Origin of the sequence: Salinarimonas sp. (assembly GCF_046292825.1) — a bacterium.
GTDB lineage: Bacteria > Pseudomonadota > Alphaproteobacteria > Rhizobiales > Beijerinckiaceae > Salinarimonas.
Genome location: NZ_JBKBQG010000005.1, coordinates 43867 through 59765 on the forward strand (window position 1 = coordinate 43867; position 15899 = coordinate 59765).

15 protein-coding genes are annotated in these 15899 nt (G+C 70.5%); 7 read left to right on the forward strand and 8 right to left on the reverse strand.

Annotated elements, in window-relative coordinates; translation table 11 throughout:
• Positions 1 to 64 precede the first annotated feature (64 nt).
• The 3 genes from ACK4UM_RS04255 to ACK4UM_RS04265 form a co-directional block, all read right to left on the reverse strand.
• On the reverse strand, positions 65 to 2911 hold the full coding sequence (locus ACK4UM_RS04255) for a cation-transporting P-type ATPase (protein WP_409796111.1): 2847 nt from the start codon (positions 2909 to 2911) through the stop codon (positions 65 to 67).
• Positions 2912 to 3101: 190 nt separating this feature from the next.
• A complete protein-coding gene (locus tag ACK4UM_RS04260) occupies positions 3102 to 3812 on the reverse strand; it encodes a hypothetical protein (RefSeq protein WP_409796114.1) in 711 nt (236 codons plus the stop codon).
• A gap of 76 nt (positions 3813 to 3888) precedes the next feature.
• Positions 3889 to 5091 carry an MFS transporter gene (locus ACK4UM_RS04265; RefSeq protein WP_409796117.1) on the reverse strand — a complete coding sequence of 401 codons (1203 nt, stop codon included), beginning with the start codon at positions 5089 to 5091 and terminating at the stop codon, positions 3889 to 3891.
• 247 nt (positions 5092 to 5338) lie between these two features.
• Here ACK4UM_RS04265 and ACK4UM_RS04270 point away from each other — a divergent pair, with 247 nt between their 5' ends.
• From ACK4UM_RS04270 to ychF, 6 genes are all read left to right on the forward strand, one after another.
• Positions 5339 to 6271 (forward strand): ribose-phosphate pyrophosphokinase, encoded by a 933-nt coding sequence (locus ACK4UM_RS04270; protein ID WP_409796120.1) that lies wholly within the window; start codon positions 5339 to 5341, stop codon positions 6269 to 6271.
• Between the two features lie 165 nt (positions 6272 to 6436).
• Complete coding sequence (locus tag ACK4UM_RS04275; protein ID WP_409796122.1) at positions 6437 to 7057, forward strand: 50S ribosomal protein L25/general stress protein Ctc; 621 nt, start codon at positions 6437 to 6439, stop codon at positions 7055 to 7057.
• Positions 7058 to 7140: 83 nt separating this feature from the next.
• The gene (gene pth, locus ACK4UM_RS04280; protein WP_409796124.1) at positions 7141 to 7752 is read left to right on the forward strand and encodes an aminoacyl-tRNA hydrolase; all 612 of its coding nucleotides are present in this window, start codon (positions 7141 to 7143) and stop codon (positions 7750 to 7752) included.
• A gap of 68 nt (positions 7753 to 7820) precedes the next feature.
• Positions 7821 to 8126, forward strand: coding sequence for a hypothetical protein (locus tag ACK4UM_RS04285; RefSeq protein ID WP_409796126.1), 306 nt, complete (start codon positions 7821 to 7823; stop codon positions 8124 to 8126).
• A complete protein-coding gene (locus ACK4UM_RS04290; RefSeq protein ID WP_409796128.1) occupies positions 8035 to 8475 on the forward strand; it encodes a PIN domain-containing protein in 441 nt (146 codons plus the stop codon). The genes ACK4UM_RS04285 and ACK4UM_RS04290 overlap by 92 nt, the downstream gene beginning before the upstream one ends.
• A gap of 21 nt (positions 8476 to 8496) precedes the next feature.
• On the forward strand, positions 8497 to 9594 hold the full coding sequence (ychF, locus tag ACK4UM_RS04295) for a redox-regulated ATPase YchF (RefSeq protein ID WP_409796130.1): 1098 nt from the start codon (positions 8497 to 8499) through the stop codon (positions 9592 to 9594).
• A 22-nt stretch (positions 9595 to 9616) separates the two neighbouring features.
• Here ychF and ACK4UM_RS04300 read toward each other — a convergent pair whose 3' ends face one another.
• The 4 genes from ACK4UM_RS04300 to ACK4UM_RS04315 all read right to left on the reverse strand — a co-directional run bounded on the left by ACK4UM_RS04300 (position 9617) and on the right by ACK4UM_RS04315 (position 14101).
• On the reverse strand, positions 9617 to 10477 hold the full coding sequence (locus tag ACK4UM_RS04300; RefSeq protein WP_409796132.1) for an ABC transporter permease: 861 nt from the start codon (positions 10475 to 10477) through the stop codon (positions 9617 to 9619).
• Positions 10474 to 11355: an ABC transporter permease gene (locus ACK4UM_RS04305; protein ID WP_409796134.1), complete on the reverse strand. Its 882-nt coding sequence runs from the start codon at positions 11353 to 11355 to the stop codon at positions 10474 to 10476. Before ACK4UM_RS04305 ends, ACK4UM_RS04300 begins: the two co-directional genes overlap by 4 nt.
• Positions 11348 to 12433 (reverse strand): ABC transporter ATP-binding protein, encoded by a 1086-nt coding sequence (locus ACK4UM_RS04310; RefSeq protein ID WP_409796137.1) that lies wholly within the window; start codon positions 12431 to 12433, stop codon positions 11348 to 11350. The genes ACK4UM_RS04305 and ACK4UM_RS04310 overlap by 8 nt, the downstream gene beginning before the upstream one ends.
• Positions 12434 to 12970: 537 nt before the next feature.
• The gene (locus ACK4UM_RS04315) at positions 12971 to 14101 is read right to left on the reverse strand and encodes an extracellular solute-binding protein (protein WP_409796139.1); all 1131 of its coding nucleotides are present in this window, start codon (positions 14099 to 14101) and stop codon (positions 12971 to 12973) included.
• Positions 14102 to 14256: 155 nt separating this feature from the next.
• Between ACK4UM_RS04315 and ACK4UM_RS04320 the strand changes: the two genes are divergently transcribed.
• On the forward strand, positions 14257 to 15198 hold the full coding sequence (locus ACK4UM_RS04320) for an NAD(P)/FAD-dependent oxidoreductase (protein WP_409796142.1): 942 nt from the start codon (positions 14257 to 14259) through the stop codon (positions 15196 to 15198).
• Here ACK4UM_RS04320 and ACK4UM_RS04325 read toward each other — a convergent pair.
• Entirely contained in the window at positions 15161 to 15547 is a 387-nt protein-coding gene (locus ACK4UM_RS04325) for a methylglyoxal synthase (protein WP_409796144.1), read from the reverse strand. The two genes, ACK4UM_RS04320 and ACK4UM_RS04325, sit on opposite strands and share 38 nt — an antisense overlap.
• Positions 15548 to 15899: the final 352 nt, after the last annotated feature.

Below are 15899 nucleotides of genomic sequence, written 5' to 3' on the forward strand. Positions count from 1 at the left end.
GGAAGGACAAGGGGCGCGGCCCGACATTCGCGACCGTGCACGACAGCGCGGCCGAGGCGCTGGCTTATTCCTCGCGCGCGCCGGCGCGTTCCGTCTCCTTTTGCGGCATGCGGGCGCTCGGGTCGACCCCTGGCGTGCCGTCGGAGGCGATCCGGCGCGCGGGCTTCGCCTCGCCCCGATCCGCCGCCGAGACGAGGGGGTGGAGCCCGCGCCGCGCGGCGAGCTTCTCGAGCTCGACGATCGCGAAGACCGCGATCCCGACGCCGATCGTCAGCGCCCAGGCGCCGAGATCGAGGGGTTGCGTCTCGAACAGGAGGTTCATGATCGGCAGATACATGAAGGCGAGCTGGAAGAGGATGCATGCGCCGATCGCGATCAAAGCCACGCGATTGCCGAAGATGCCCTCCGCGCTCGCCGAGGATGCGTAGAAATAGCGCGTGTTGAGGAGGTAGAAGATCTGCCCCATCACGAGCGCGTTCACCGCCATCGTGCGCGCATAGGCTTGCGTCATGCTCCCGTCCGCCTCGGCCCACAGGAAGAGCCCGCCGGCGCCCACCAGCAGCAGCACGCCCACGAAGGCGACCCGCCAGATCACGAAGCCGGTCAGGAGCGGCTCCTCGACCGGATGCGGCGGGCGGCGCATCAGATCGCCCTCGGCCTTCTCCCAGGCGAAGGCGATGCCGAGCGTCACCGCCGTGATCATGTTCACCCACAGGATCTGCACCGGCGTGACGGGGAGCGTCAGCCCGGCGAGGATCGCGGTGACGACGATCAGCGCCTGTGCGGCGTTCGTCGGCAGGATGAAGAGGATCGCCTTGCGCAGATTGTCGTAGACGGTGCGGCCTTCCTCCACCGCCTTCTCGATCGAGGCGAAATTGTCGTCGGCGAGCACCATTTCGGAGGCCTCGCGGGCGGCTTCCGTGCCCTTCTTGCCCATCGAGATGCCGACATTGGCGCGCTTGAGCGCGGGCGCGTCGTTGACGCCGTCGCCGGTCATCGCGACGACCTCGCCCTCCTCCTGGAGCGCGCGCACGAGGCGCAATTTGTGTTCGGGGCTCGCGCGGGCGAAGACGTCGGTGTCGCGCACGATCCCGCGCAAAGCGTCGTCGTCGAGCCCCTCCAATTCGCGGCCCGTCACCGCGCGCTCGGTCTTGCGCAGGCCGAGCGCCTGCGCCACCGCCTTCGCGGTCAGCGCGTGGTCCCCGGTGATCATCTTCACGCCGATCCCGGCCTCGTGGCAGATGGCGACGGACGCGATCGCCTCGTCGCGCGGCGGGTCGATCAGGCCGTAGAGGCCGACGAGGACGAAGCCGCTCTCGGCGTCGGCCTCCGTCAATTCGTCGAGCCCCTCGACCTTCTTGCGCGCAGCCGCCAGAAGGCGCTGGCCGCGCGCGGCGATCTCCTCCGCCCAGGCCTCCCAGGCCGCGCGATCGAGCGGCACGCTCTCGCCGTCGCGGTCCTCGTGGGTGCACATGTCGAGCACGCGCTCGGGCGCGCCCTTCACGTAGACGAAACGCTGCCCCTCGTGATCGTGGACCAGGGTCGCCATGTAGCGGCGCTCGGACGAGAACGGGATGACGTCGCGGCGGGGGCGCTCCTCCTTCTCGCGCTCGGGATCGAGCCCCGCCTTGCGGGCGAGCACCACGAGGGCGGCTTCGGTGGGGTCGCCCTCCGGCTTCCACTCGTCGCCCTCCTGCTCGACGGAGGCGTCGTTGCACAGGAGGCCGATGCGGATCGCCTCGAGCGCGCTCGCACGCGCCTCGATCTCGATCGCCTCGCCGCCGCCGAGGAAGCCGCCGTGCGGCGCGTAGCCGACGCCCTCCGCCTCGATGTCGTCCTTCGCGGTGCGCACGGTCTTGGCGGTCATCTCGTTGCGGGTGAGCGTGCCGGTCTTGTCGGCGCAGATCGTGGTCACCGAGCCGAGCGTCTCGACGGCGGGGAGGCGGCGGATGACGGCGTTGCGCCGCGCCATCCGCTCGACGCCGATCGCGAGCGTCACCGTCATCACCGCGGGCAGGCCCTCGGGAATCGCCGCGACCGCGATCGAGACGGCGGCAAGGAACATCTCGCCCCAATCGCGCCCCCAGACGAGCACGCCGACGGCGAAGGTGAGGAGCGCGACGCCGACGATCACGACGCTGAGCAGCTTCGTGAACCCGTCGAGCCGCTCCATCAGCGGCGTCCTCGTCTTCTCGACCTCCGAGAGCATGCCCGAGATGCGGCCGATCTGCGTGTCGTCGCCCACCGCGACGACGATGCCGATGCCCTGGCCCGCCGTGACGACGGTGCCGGAATAGGCCATCGACACGCGGTCGCCGAGTTCCGCCTCCTTCTCGACGGCGTCGCTCGTCTTCTCGACGGCGGTCGATTCGCCCGTGAGCGCGGCCTCCTGCGCCTGCAGGTTCTTGACCCGGATCAGCCGCACGTCCGCCGGCACGCGGTCGCCCGCGTCGAGCACCACGACGTCGCCGACGACGAGCCGGTCGGCCGCGATCTCGCGCCGACGCTTGCCGCGGATCGCCCAGGCCTTGGTGGAGAGCATGCCGCGCACGCTCTCGAGCGCCTTCTCGGCGCGGCCTTCCTGGATGAAGCCGATGATCGCGATGATGAAGACGACGCCGAAGATGACGCCCGCATCGATCCATTCGCCGAGCGCGGCGGTGATCGCGCCCGCGACCAGCAGCAGATAGATGAACAGGTTGTTGAACTGGGAGAGGAAGCGCTGCAGGCTCGTGCGCTGCGAGGCCGGGGTCAGCGCGTTCGCCCCGAAGACGCGGCGGCGCTCCTCGATCGTCGCGTCGTCGAGCCCGATCTCCGGATCGACGCCGAGGGCGCCGACGACCTCGCCGGGGGGGAGCGCATGCCAGTCGCGACCCCGCACCTCGTCTCTGGATAGGCTCTTCTCGGCCATGGCGGCTCCTCGTCCTCGTGAGGGAACGCTCGTGCGGACCCGTACGCGCGCGCAGGCGAGCGCGCTCGCTGCGGCGCGAGGCGCACGGCTTGCCAAGCCTCTACTTCAATCGTTTGTTCCCGTCGTCCGGGCTGAGCCGTATGCGGCATGTTTTCCCACCGGAGCGCACGCGCCAGGCGGGGCGGCGGCGTCAGGCGGCGCGGCCGGAGAGCTCCTTCGCCGCCGCGATCCGCCGCGCGATCTCGGCGCAGGCCGCGCGGTCGACCGCCTCGAGCCGCACGATCTCGCGCCCGTCGAGCCCCACGAGCGAGACCGCGCCGTCCGTCGGCTCGTAGCGGGCGGCGAGGATGGCGCGATAGGCGATCGCCGAGGCGAGCGGCGCGCCGCCCGCGCCGGGTAGGACGGCGTAGAGGTGCTCGCGCCCGAGCGCGACGGCTTCCTCCACGAGACGTGCGATGCGCGCGCCGGCCTCCGCGCGGGCGCGCCGCAGCCGGGACGCCGTCGCCCGCAAGGGCCCGGTCGCGACGTCCCAGAGCGCGACGCCGCCGACGACGATCGCCACGCTCTCGATCTGCGCCCCGCCTTGCGTCAGGAGCCCGACCGCGAGGAGCGCGAGGGGGCCCGCGGCGGTGATCGCATAGCCGCGCCGCAGCGCCGCGAGCGGGCGCGCGGCGAGGCGCTCGGCCCGGTGCAGGCGCTCGAGCCGCGCGGCGATCTCGAAATCCGCCGGCTCGACGGGCTCGGCGCTCCCCGCCTCGCCGTGGCGGACGAGGAGCGCGTGCAGCCGCTCGCGCCGCCGCCCCCCGCTCGCGCGCCGAAGACGGCTCTCGCGCGCAAGGGCGGCGACCTCCTCGCGCAGGTCGCGGAGGGTGCGGGCGGGATCGGAGACGGGACGGGTCATGGCGGATCCGAGGCGGAGAGCAACGCGAGCATCGCACATCCCCCGCCCCGCCGAAAGCGCCGCGCTCGAGCGCGCATCACCGCGCCGCCGCGAGCGCGGCGCGGTGCGCGGCGATGCGGAACGTCTCGAACCCCACCGCCATGATCACGACGGCGCCGAAGGCGGCGGCATAGGCCGTCGCGACGTCCGCGCGTTCGGCGAGGGCGCCGATCGTGAAGGACGCCGCTTGTCCGCCGAGGGTGAGGCTCACGATCATCACGGCGGAGAAGCTCGCGCCGCGGGCGGGGTCGCCATCCATGGCGAGCCCGAGGAAGACGGGCAGGAGCGCGCCGATGCCGAGGCCGAGCGCGAGATTGGCGACGAGCATCGTCGGCACGCTCGGCGCCGCGACCAGCGTGGCATGCGATACGACAGCGAGGAGGAGCAGGAAGCGCACCCATGAAGCCGACCGCAGCGCGTCGCCCATGGCGATCGCGCCGACGCGCGCCACGACCATGCCAGCGGTGAACGCGGACAGAGCGAGCCGCGCGAACACGTCGTCGGCGCCCATCGCGAGGGCGTAGGTGACGAACCACACGTGCTGCGCCCATTCGGTCGCGCCGAGCCCGAAGGCGCCGATCGCGAGCGCGGCGAGGCGCAGCCGATCGAGGGGCTCCGCCGCAGGCCTGGCCTCGTCGGCCGGCGCCTCCCGTCGGTGCGCTTCCCGCGCCGCCGGCCGCTTCGCCAAGCGCCCCGCGACGGCGAAGCCGACGGCGCACAGGAGGAACGCCGCGCCGATCAGCGCGAAGGCCACGCGCCAGGACAGGCCGCCCGCAATGAGCGCCACGACGAGGAGCGGGGCTGCGATGTTGCCGGCGCTGAAGACGAGATCGAGGCTCGCGAGCGCCGATGTCCGCCGCTCCGGGTACAGCGCGCCGTAGAGCGTGTGCGACGACGTGAACACGGCGCCCCCGAACCGGCCGAGCGCACCGTAGAGCGCCGTGAACACGAGGTAGCTCTGCGCCTGCGTCTGGGCGAGCGCCGCCGCTCCCGTCGCGACGGAGAGGACGAGGAGCAGGCGATGCGCCGGAGCGGCCTGCAACAACCTCTGCGCCGCCGCCGATCCGGCGACGAACCCGGCCGACCAGACCACGAAGATCATCCCCGCCTGGAAGGACGAGAGCGCAAGCGCATCCGTGACCTGCGGCAGGATCGATCCGACGAGCACGCTGAGCACGCCCCAGACGAAGAACGAGGCCGCGGCGGCCATAGCGATGGGGAGACGGGATCGCTCGCGCAAGAGAAGCCACCTCGGATGTTCGCACTGCCCCGCGCGCATGATCGCGACGACCGCGGCCGAGTCAACCCGAGGAGATCTTCAATTACTCGCTACGATCTATAGATGCGCCCTCTTGTGTGCCCCGGGCGTGAGCATCCACCCCCGCCCCCCACCCCCGCGACTTGCCCCGTCACCCGCATCGCTGATATGACGCCCGCGCCCCAGGCGCTCCGCGCGGCGCGCCAGCTCGACGAAGGTCCGATCCCCCATGAAGCTCGTCGCCGGAAACTCGAACCGTCCGCTCGCGGAGGCGATCGCCGCCTATCTCGACGTGCCGCTCGCGCGCTGCACGGTGAAGCGCTTCGCCGACATGGAGATCTTCGTCGAATTGCAGGAGAACGTGCGCGGCGAGGACGTCTTCGTGCTGCAATCGACGTCGTTTCCGGCGAACGACCACCTGATGGAGCTGCTCATCCTGATCGACGCCCTGCGCCGCTCCTCGGCGCGGCGGATCACGGCGGTCATCCCCTATTTCGGCTATGCCCGGCAGGACCGGCGCACCGCGAGCCGCACGCCGATCTCGGCGAAGCTCGTCGCGAACCTGATCACGGAAGCCGGCGCCGACCGCGTGCTCACGATCGACCTGCATGCCGGCCAGATCCAGGGCTTCTTCGACATCCCGACCGACAACCTGTTCGCCGCCCCGGTCTTCACCCGCGATCTCAAGGAGCGCCTCGCCGAGGGCGACCGGATCGTGGTGTCGCCGGACGTCGGCGGCGTGGTGCGCGCCCGCGCGCTCGCCAAGCGGCTCGACGCCTCGCTCGCGATCGTCGACAAGCGCCGCGAGCGGCCGGGCGAATCGGAGGTGATGAACATCATCGGCGACGTCTCGGGCCGCTCCTGCATCCTCCTCGACGACATCGTCGATTCCGGCGGCACGCTCTGCAACGCCGCCGACGCGCTCCTCGCCAACGGCGCCAAGGAGGTCTACGCCTACATCACCCACGGCGTGCTGTCGGGCGGCGCCGTCTCGCGCATCGCCAATTCGAAGCTGAAAGAGCTCGTGATCACGGACTCGATCCAGCCGACCGAGGCCGTGAAGGTCGCCCGCAACATCCGCGTCCTCTCGATCGCCCCCCTGATGGGCGAGGCGATCACCCGCACGGCGACGGAGAGCTCGGTGTCGAGCCTGTTCGATTGACGGGGTGGGCCTGACGCCGCCCCGGCTTGCCAACCCCGCTCATCCCCCCTATAAGCCCCTCGCGCCCGCGAGACACCCTTGGAGGCACGGGCGCGCGTCGGCTGGAGGCCGCCCGATCGGGCGGCTTTACGCTTTCGCACATACTCTTACATAAGGACCACCGCCATGAGCGAGACCAAGACGCTCGAGGCCGTGGCGCGCGACCGGGTCGGCAAGGGGGCCGCTCGGGAATGTCGTCGCCAGGGACTCACGCCCGCCGTCATCTACGGGGCCGGCCAGCCGCCGCGCGCCATCGCCATCAATTTCAACGCGCTCAAGAAGCTGATCTTCGCCGGCGGCTTCAAGACGACGACCTTCGAGATCACGGTCGGCGGCGAGACCGAGCACGTGATCCCGCGCGACTACCAGCTCGACGTCGTCAAGGACTTCCCGATCCACGTCGACTTCCTGCGCGTCGGCGCCGGCCAGACGGTGGCGGTCGAGGTGCCGGTGCACTTCGTCGGCCAGGAGAAGTCGCCCGGCCTCAAGCGCGGCGGCACGCTCAACGTCGTGCGCCACACGGTCGAGCTGAACGTGCCGGCGGACGCGATCCCCGACGCGCTCGAGGTGGACGTCTCGAAGCTCGAGCTCGGCGACAGCCTGCACATCTCGGCCGTCACGCTGCCGAAGGGCGCCAAGCCCGTCATCCAGGATCGCGACTTCACGATCGCGACCATCGCCGTGCCCGCGGGCGTCCGCGAGGCGCTGCAGCAGGAGGCTGCCGCCGGCGAGGGGAGCGAGGGCTGATCCGGGCCCTCCTCCGCCGCTTGTTCCCGGCGAGCGCTCCGGCCGAGAGCCCGGAGCGCTCCGCCTTCGACGGGGAGGAAGACGTGCGCCTCATCGTCGGGCTGGGCAATCCCGGCCAGAAATATGCCGGCAACCGGCACAATATCGGCTTCCTCGCGATCGATGAGATCGCGCGCGTGCACAACGCCGCCCCCTGGCGCCGCCGCTTTCAAAGCGAGGCGACCGAGGCCTTGATCGGCCGCGAGCGCGTGCTGCTCCTCAAGCCGCAGACCTACATGAACGAGAGCGGGCGGGCCGTCGCCGAGGCGATGCGCTTCTACAAGATCCCGCTCAACGACGTCGCCGTCCTGCACGACGAGCTCGACCTGCCCCCCGCCAAGCTGCGCACGAAGAAGGGCGGCGGCAATGCCGGCCACAACGGCCTGCGCTCGATCACGGCGCAATGCGGCAACGAGTATCGCCGCGTGCGCCTCGGCATCGGCCATCCCGGCGACAAGGCGCTCGTCCACGCATACGTCCTCAACGATTTCGCCAAGTCCGAGCAGCCCTGGGTGGAGGATCTCTGCCGGGCAGTCGCGGATCACGCCGAGCTTCTCGCCCGCGGCGACGACGCCTCCTTCCAGAACAAGGTCCACCTCGCCATGGAGGGCCGCGGCTGGGGAGACGTGAAGCGGCCGGGCGAGAAGGGCGGTTGACTTCGCAGGCGCGCTGCACGAAATCACACAAACACGGATCTCGTGTTCCCGTGACGGAGGCCGGCCCCATGAAGAACGTCACGATCAGCCTCGACGACGAGCTCGCGGCGCGGGCGCGGGTCGAGGCGGCCAAGCAGGGCAAGAGCCTGTCGCGTTACGTCGGCGAGCTCATCGAGGAGCGGATCGGGCGGCAGATGACGCAATCCGAGGCGCTCGAGGGGTTCCTCGCCGGCCCCGATTGGCGGTCCCGCGGCGGCCCTCTCCCCAAGCGGGAGGAGATCTATGAAGAGCGTCTTCGTCGATACGAACGTGCTGATCTACATGCGCGACCCCGGGGAGCCGACGAAACGGGAAGCGGCGAGGGCCTGGGTTGAGCGACTGGCGCAACGCGGCAGCATCGTGATCAGCCCGCAGGTCCTCAACGAGTTCCTCTCGGTTTCGCTGAGGCGCTTCGACGAGACGACCGATGAGATCGTCACGCGCGCGCGGTTCCTCGCGGCCTTCTGCAAGGCGGAGACGACGGCGCGCACGGCGCTTCGGGCGCTGGAGATACGGGAGGGACGGATGGTGTCCTGGTGGGACGCTCTGCTCGTCGCGTCGGCACTCGATCATGGCTGCGAGATGCTGCTCAGCGAGGACCTGCACGACGGCTGGACCATCGAAGGACTGCGCGTCCTGAACCCCTTCACCGCAGACATCAACACGGTCCTTCGGGACATCTGAGCGACGAGACGGGATTACGAGATGGGCTTTCGGATGGGTATCGTCGGGCTGCCGAACGTCGGCAAGTCGACGCTCTTCAACGCGCTGACGCAGACGGCCGCCGCGCAGGCGGCGAATTACCCCTTCTGCACGATCGAGCCGAACGTGGGCGACGTCGCCGTGCCCGACGAGCGGCTCGACAAGCTCGCGGCGATCGCGAAATCGGCGCAGATCGTGCCGACGCGGCTCACCTTCGTCGACATCGCCGGCCTCGTGCGCGGCGCCTCGCGCGGGGAGGGGCTCGGCAACCAGTTCCTCGCCAATATCCGAGAGGTCGATGCCATCGCCCACGTGGTGCGCTGCTTCGAGGACGAGGACGTCACCCATGTCGAGGGCAAGATCGATCCGATCGCCGACATCGAGACGATCGAGACCGAATTGATGCTCGCCGATCTCGACAGCCTGGAGCGCCGCGTCGTCGCCCTCGAGAAGCGGGCGCGCGGCGGCGACAAGGAGGCCAAGGAGAGCCTCGAGCTCGTCAACCGCGCCCTCGTCCTCCTGCGCGACGGCAAGCCCGCACGCCTCGTCGAGGTGAAGCCGGAGGAGGCGCGCGCCTTCGACATGCTCCAGCTCCTCACCGCCAAGCCCGTCCTCTACGTCTGCAACGTGGAAGAAGCCTCCGCCGATGCGGGCAATGCCTTCTCGGCGCGGGTGATGGAGCGCGCGGTCGCGGAGGGCGCGCAGGCGGTCATCGTGTCGGCGCGCATCGAGAGCGAGATCGCGGTGCTGCCGGCGGACGAGCAGGCGGATTATCTCGAGGCGGTGGGCCTTACGGAGCCGGGGCTGAACCGCGTCATCCGCGCAGGGTACGCGCTGCTCGGTCTCCTCACCTATTTCACGGTGGGGCCGAAGGAGGCGCGCGCCTGGACGATCGTGCGCGGCACCCGCGCGCCGCAGGCCGCCGGCGTGATCCACACCGATTTCGAGAAGGGCTTCATCCGCGCCGAGACCATCGCCTACGAGGACTACGTGCGCCTCGACGGCGAGGCCGGCGCGCGCGAAGCCGGCAAGATGCGCCTCGAAGGCAAGGAATACGTCGTCCAGGACGGCGACGTAATGCATTTCCGCTTCGCGCCGTAAGGCGCGCGCGGCCCCACTCGCCTCACCGTCGCCTCGCGTCGAGCCGGCGCGCGATCTCCCAGATCACCGCGCCGGCGACCGTGATCGCGATCATCACGAGGCCGAGCGCGTTCACGGCCGGCGTGAGGCCGGTGCGGACCTTCGTCGCGATGTAGACGGTCAGCGGCGTGTCGAAGCCGCGCACGAAGAGCGTCGTGTTGTAGTTCTCGACGCTCTGGAGCACCGCGATGAAGGCGGCGGCGAGGAGCGCCGGGCGCAGGAAGGGCAGGAGGATGCGCCGCAGGATCATCGCGCGCGACGCCCCGAGCCCGAGCGCGGCCTCCTCCAGCGTGCGGTCGAAGCGTTGCAGGCGCGCCGTCACCATCAGCATGACGTAGGCCGTGATGAAGCTCGCCTGCGCGATCACGATGAGGAAGGTGCCGCCGCCGACCCCGATCTGCCGCCACAGGATCAAGGTCGCGATGCCGATGACGACGCCGGGCATCAGGAGCGGCGAGACCATCAGCGCGTAGAGGAAACCGCGCGCGCGCGAATGCAGGCTCGTCAGCACGAGCGCGGCGGCGGTCCCCACCGGCACCGCCACGACGACGACGCCGAGGGCCACGAGCGCCGAGGTCCACAGCGCCCGCCACATCGCCTGATCCGCCGCCATCGCCTCGAACCAGTCGAGCGTGGTGCCGAGCCAGGGCGTCACGGTCGGGAAGCGGCTGGTGTTGAAGGCGGCCGCCGACATCACGACGAGCGGCGCGAAGAGATAGAGGAAGAAGGCCGCCAGATAGAGCCCGAACAGGAGCTTCGGGATGCCGGTCACGAGGGCCGGGATCAGCCTGTCGGCGGCGGCGCGCGGCGTGCGCGTGCGGGGGAGCGCGGGCGCCTGCCTCATTTGGCGACGTCCGCGAGATCGACGCGCGCGACGCGCAGGGCCACGAGCACGAAGGCAAGGCAGAGCACCAGGAGCACGAGGGCGTAGGCCGCCCCGCGATTCCAGTCCCCGCCCTCGAAGAACCAATTGTAGATGATCTGCGTGAACCAGCGGCTGCCCGGGGCGCCGAGCAGCGCGGGCGCGACGTAGCTTCCCGCCGCCAGCATGAAGGTGAACACGCATCCCGTCGCGATGCCCGCCTTGGCGTGGGGGATCACGATGCGCGCGTGGATGCGCCAGACCGAGGCGCCGAGATCGCGCGCCGCCTCGATCTGCGCGCGCTCGAGGCTCTCGATCGCGTTGTAGATCGGAAAGAGCATGAACAGGATGTAGGCGTAGACCATGCCCGCGACGACGCCGCCGTCGCCGTACCAGCGCACCGGGCTGTCGATGATCCCGAGCTCCAGCAGCACGACGTTGATCGGCCCGCGGAAGGCGAGGAGGATGTACCAGGCGAGCGTGCGCAGGACCTCGTTGATCCAGAAGGGCACGATCAGGAGGAGGATCACGATCGGCACCACCCCCGGCCGTGCCGTCTGCGCGAGCCAGAAGGCGAGGGGGTAGCACACGACGAAGGTGACGAGCGTCACGAGCGCCGAGGCCCAGATCGTCTTGAGGAAGATCGACCGGTGCGTCGCCTCGCCCGCGAGGAAAAGGAGGTTGTCGAGGGAATAGACGTCGCGCGGGCCGCCGACCTCCGCCGGGAGGAGGTTCGGCCTCAGCGCGAAGTCGATCATCATCAGGTTGGGCGCGATCACGAGGACCGCGAGCCACAGCCCGACCAGGGTGACGAGGACGCCCGAGAGGCCGGGCCCGAAGCGGTGGGCGAGCTCACGCATCGGCGAGCACCACGGCATTGCCCGGCGCGAAGGCGAAGCGGGCTCGCGTGCCCGGGGCCGGCGCCCCGCCGAGCCCGGTGGACGTGATCGCGACGAGGAGCGGCGCCTCGCCCGCCGTGCGGGCGTGCAGGAGGCCGTAGGCGCCCTCGAAATCGAGGCGCTCGACGCGCGCGGGGATCCCGTTGTCGCCCTCGTCGTCGCGCGCGGGCGCCATCGCCTCGGGGCGGACGTAGAGGCTCGCGCGCGCGCCCTCCGCGATACCGGGCCCGGCGCGGCCGAGGAGAAGCCCCTCGCCCGTCTCGATCCGCGCCATCCCGTCGGCGATCGCCGCGACGCGGCCGGCGAACACGTTCGTCTCGCCGACGAAGCGCGCGACGAAGGGCGTCGCGGGGTCGTCGTAGAGAACGCGCGGGGCGTCGACCTGCTGGACCACGCCCTCCGACATCACCGCCACCCGATCCGACATGGCGAGCGCCTCGGACTGGTCGTGGGTGATGTAGAGGAAGGTCACCCCGGTGCGCTTCTGGATGTCGCGCAATTCCGCACGCATGTGCTGCCGGAGCTTGAGATCGAGCGCGGAGAGCGGCTCGTCGAGGAGCAGCACCTGCGGCTCCACCGCGAGCGCGCGGGCGATGGCGACGCGCTGCTTCTGTCCGCCCGACAATTCGTCGATGCGCCGATCCGCGAAACCGGGCAGCGCGATGAGCTCCAGGAGCTCTTCCGCGCGGCGACGGCGGGTGCGCTTGTCGACGCCGCGCGCCTCGAGCCCGAAGGCGATGTTCTCCCACACCGGCATCAAGGGGAAGAGCGCGAGCGACTGGAAGATCATCGCGGTCGGCCGGCGATCGGCGGACAGGCCCCGCATGTCGCGCCCGCCGATCAGGACGCGCCCCTCCGTCGGCTCGAGGAATCCGGCGACGAGCCGCAGGATCGTCGTCTTGCCGCAGCCCGACGGACCCAGGATCGAGAAGAACTCGCCGGGCTCGATCTCGAGCGAGACGGCGTCGACCGCACGCGTCCTGCCGGAGCCTCTGCCGAAGACCATGGAGACGCGCTCGAGCGCGACGGAATGGGACATGCTGTGCGGTTCTCCCACGAGATCGAAAGGCGCTCCATCCCTCCCGTACGGGGTTACGGAGTGCACACGTCGTTACTCCTGCATGCCTTCGAGGCATACAAGACGCTCCCTCTCCTTCCCCTCAGGGGAAGGTGGCTCGGGATGCGAACAGCATCCCGAGACGGATGGGGTCTTTCGACCCGAAGGGTCGAAGGGGCGTTGGGAGCCGCCGTACGTAAGGCGCTCTATGACAACGCCCCTTCGCAGCTTCGCTGCGAATAACCCCATCCGACCCGTCGGCTTCGCCGCCGGGCCACCTTCCCCTGAGGGGAAGGAGAGCGGCGGCGCCGTGTCCTTTGTCTTGCTGCGCGCATATCACGAGGTGTGAATCGCGTAGCCCCAAAGGGGAGGGTGGACTTGCGAGCGCAAGCGAGAAAGGCCGGGTGGGGCCCGGGTGGAGATCGTGCTGAGACCCGCGTGCCCCACCCGATTCCTGTCGCTCACGCTCCAGGGGCCACCCTCCCCTCCGGGGAGGGACGGGCGGCCCCAGGCGATACGTCACGCCGACAGGAAGCGGTCCTGGTACTCGTTGCGGCGGGCGACGAACCAGCTCTCCTGGATCGGCCACCACCACAGGCGGTCGAGCGCGTCGCCCGGATAGGCGGCGGCGAAGAAGGCCTTGTTCTCCTCGGACAGGAATTCCTCGGCGCCCGCCGCCGTCGTGTTGATCGAGGTGTGGTTGGCGTACATGGCACCGGCCTCGGGCGTCATCATCCAGTTGATGAAGGTGTAGGCCGCGTCGAGATTCTCGGCGCCCGACGGGATCGCGAGGCCCTCCATCCAGGCGAGCGCGCCTTCCTTGGGGGCGATGTAGCCGATCGGCAGGCCCTCGCGGGCGAGGCCGGCGGCGGTCGAGTCCCAGGTCTGGCCGATGGCGCAGCCGTTGACGCGGAAGGCGCCCTGCGCCTCGTTCTCGTTCGACCAGAACTGGGCGATGTTCGCCTTGCGGGCGATCGCCTCGGCGAGGATCACGTCGTAGACCTCGCGCATCGCCTCCTCGCTCGCGAAGGCCTCGCGCATCGGCCGCGGCAGGCGCCCCTCGCCCTCGAGCCACAGCCCGATGCCGACGAGGCCGGAATGGCCGCGCACGGTGGCGAGCCCTTCCATTTCCGGCTTCCAGATGTCGCCGTAGGAGGCGCTGCCGTATTCGAGCGGCGCCTGATCGCGATCGAAGGCGAGCGCCTCGGTGCCCCAATCGCTCGGCACCTGGTAGCGCACGCCGTCCACCACCGCGCCCATCTCGGCCGAGCCCTCGACGGCGGAGGGGATGATGCGGTCCCATTCGACGCGGTTCTCGTCGATGGGCTGGACGAGGCCGAGCTCGACGTAGTTCGGGATGCGGTCGACGGTCGGCCAGATCACGTCGAAGCCGCGCCCGCCCGCGGCGCGCAGCTGGTTCAGGAGCTCGTCGTTGGTGCCGTAGGGCGTGTAGACGGGGCGGATGCCGGTCTGCGCTTCGAAGGCGGCGAGCATCTCGTCGCTGAGATAGCCGGCCCAGGCGAAGATGTTGACGGTGCCGCTCTGCGCGAGGGCGCGACGCGAGACGAAGGGCGCGGCGATGCCGAGCGCGGCGGCGCCGGCGAGAAGCGAGCGGCGGTCGATGCCGCTCCTGCGGACGATCGTGGTCATGAGAGAGCCTCCCCTTGTGGGTTCCTTTCGGGAACCGTGGCTGCCAGGGAAGACCGGTTAGGCGCGGATTGCAACACCCGCGTGACCGTCTCGTGACTTCGAACGCGGAAGCGGGCGGGCGCGTTGGGGCGGATCGGCGGACGAGGAGCAGCCTCTTGCAGGACATTTTCGATTGCGCGGTCGTCGGCGCGGGGCCCGGCGGGCTCACCGCGGCGATCTATCTCGCGCGCTTCCGACGGCGCGTCGCCCTCCTCGACGGCGGCGAGAGCCGGGCGGTCTGGATCCCGCGATCGCGCAACCACCCGGCCTTCCCGGAAGGCGTGACGGGCGAGGAGCTGCTCGCGCGGATGCGGGCGCAGGCGGCGCATTACGGGATCGCGCCCCTCGTCGATCCCGTCGCCCGCATTCTCCCCGAGAGCGAAGGATTCTCCCTCGAGACGCGCGCGGGCGCGCGGCTGCGGGCGCGCGCGATCGTCCTCGCGACGGGGGTCGTCGACCTCGAGCCGCCGATCGAGGACCCGTTCGAGGCGGTCAAGAGCGGGATCGTGCGCCAATGCCCGATCTGCGACGCCTACGAGATCATCGATCGCCGCGTCGCCGTGATCGGGAGGGGCGACCATTGCGTCGGCGAGGCTCTGTTCCTGCGCACCTACACGCCGCATCTCGTCGCCCTCACCAACGGCGCGCCGCTGGCCTGCGGCGCGCGGGGACGCGAGCGCATGGAGGCGGCCGGCGTGCGGCTCGTCGAGGCGCCGATCGCGGCGATCGAGCGCGCCGAGGGCGGCGTCGCCGTGCGGCTCGCGGACGGGGAGGAGATCCGCGTCGACGTCCTCTATTCCGCGATGGGCTCGCGGCCGCGCGCGGATCTCGCCGCGCCGCTCGGGATCGCGCGCGCAGAGGACGGGCGCATCCGCGCCGACGATCACCAGCGCACGAGCCGCCCCGGCATCTGGGCGATCGGCGACGTCGTCACCGGGCTGAACCAGCTCGGCGTCGCCATGGCCCAGGGCGAGATCGCCGCGACCGATCTGCACAACGACCTGCGCCGCGCGGAGGGGCTCAGCCTCGCAGCAGGAGCTCCGCGCTGGCACGGTTGAGGGCGAAGGGGATGTCGTAGAGGATCGCGAGGCGCATCAAGGCTTTCACGTCCACGTCGTGCGGGTGGGGCGTGAGCGCGTCGACGAAGAAGACGAGCCCGCCGACGCGCTCCTCGGCGATCAGCGCGCCGATCTGCTGATCGCCGCCGAGCGGGCCGGATTTGAGCCGCGTGATCTCGAGTTCGGGAAGCGCCTCGGCGATCCGCCCGCCGGTCGTCCCCGTCGCCACGAGGCGGTAGCGCGCGAGCGCCGCGCGATGAGCCGCGCAGAAGGCGACGAGATCGGCCTTCTTCTCGTCGTGGGCGACGAGGGCGAGGATCGGGCGCGGGTCGTCGGCGGCGGGTTTCATGGGAAGGCGCTCCTCGGCTCGCTCGACGCGATAGCAGAGATCTCGGCCGGAATCACCTCGCGAGAGCGAGAGGCGCCGTCGCTGTCCTTCCCCTCGGAATTTGAAGATCTTTCGTTGCGGTGTCATCCCGGACGCCGAAGGCGATCCGGGACCCATATCCACGACGTCTCAGTCGCAGCCTGTAGGCTGCGTTTCTCCAACGGAAGCTGCCCGACGGTAGCGGAACGAGCGCGGCATGCGCGCTCGGGCTTGTCGTCGAGGTTATGGGTCCCGGGTCCGCTTCGCGGCCCGGGATGACAACCTCCGCAAGATTCACAGGCTCTCAGGGGAAGGAGAACGGAGCGTCTCGCGG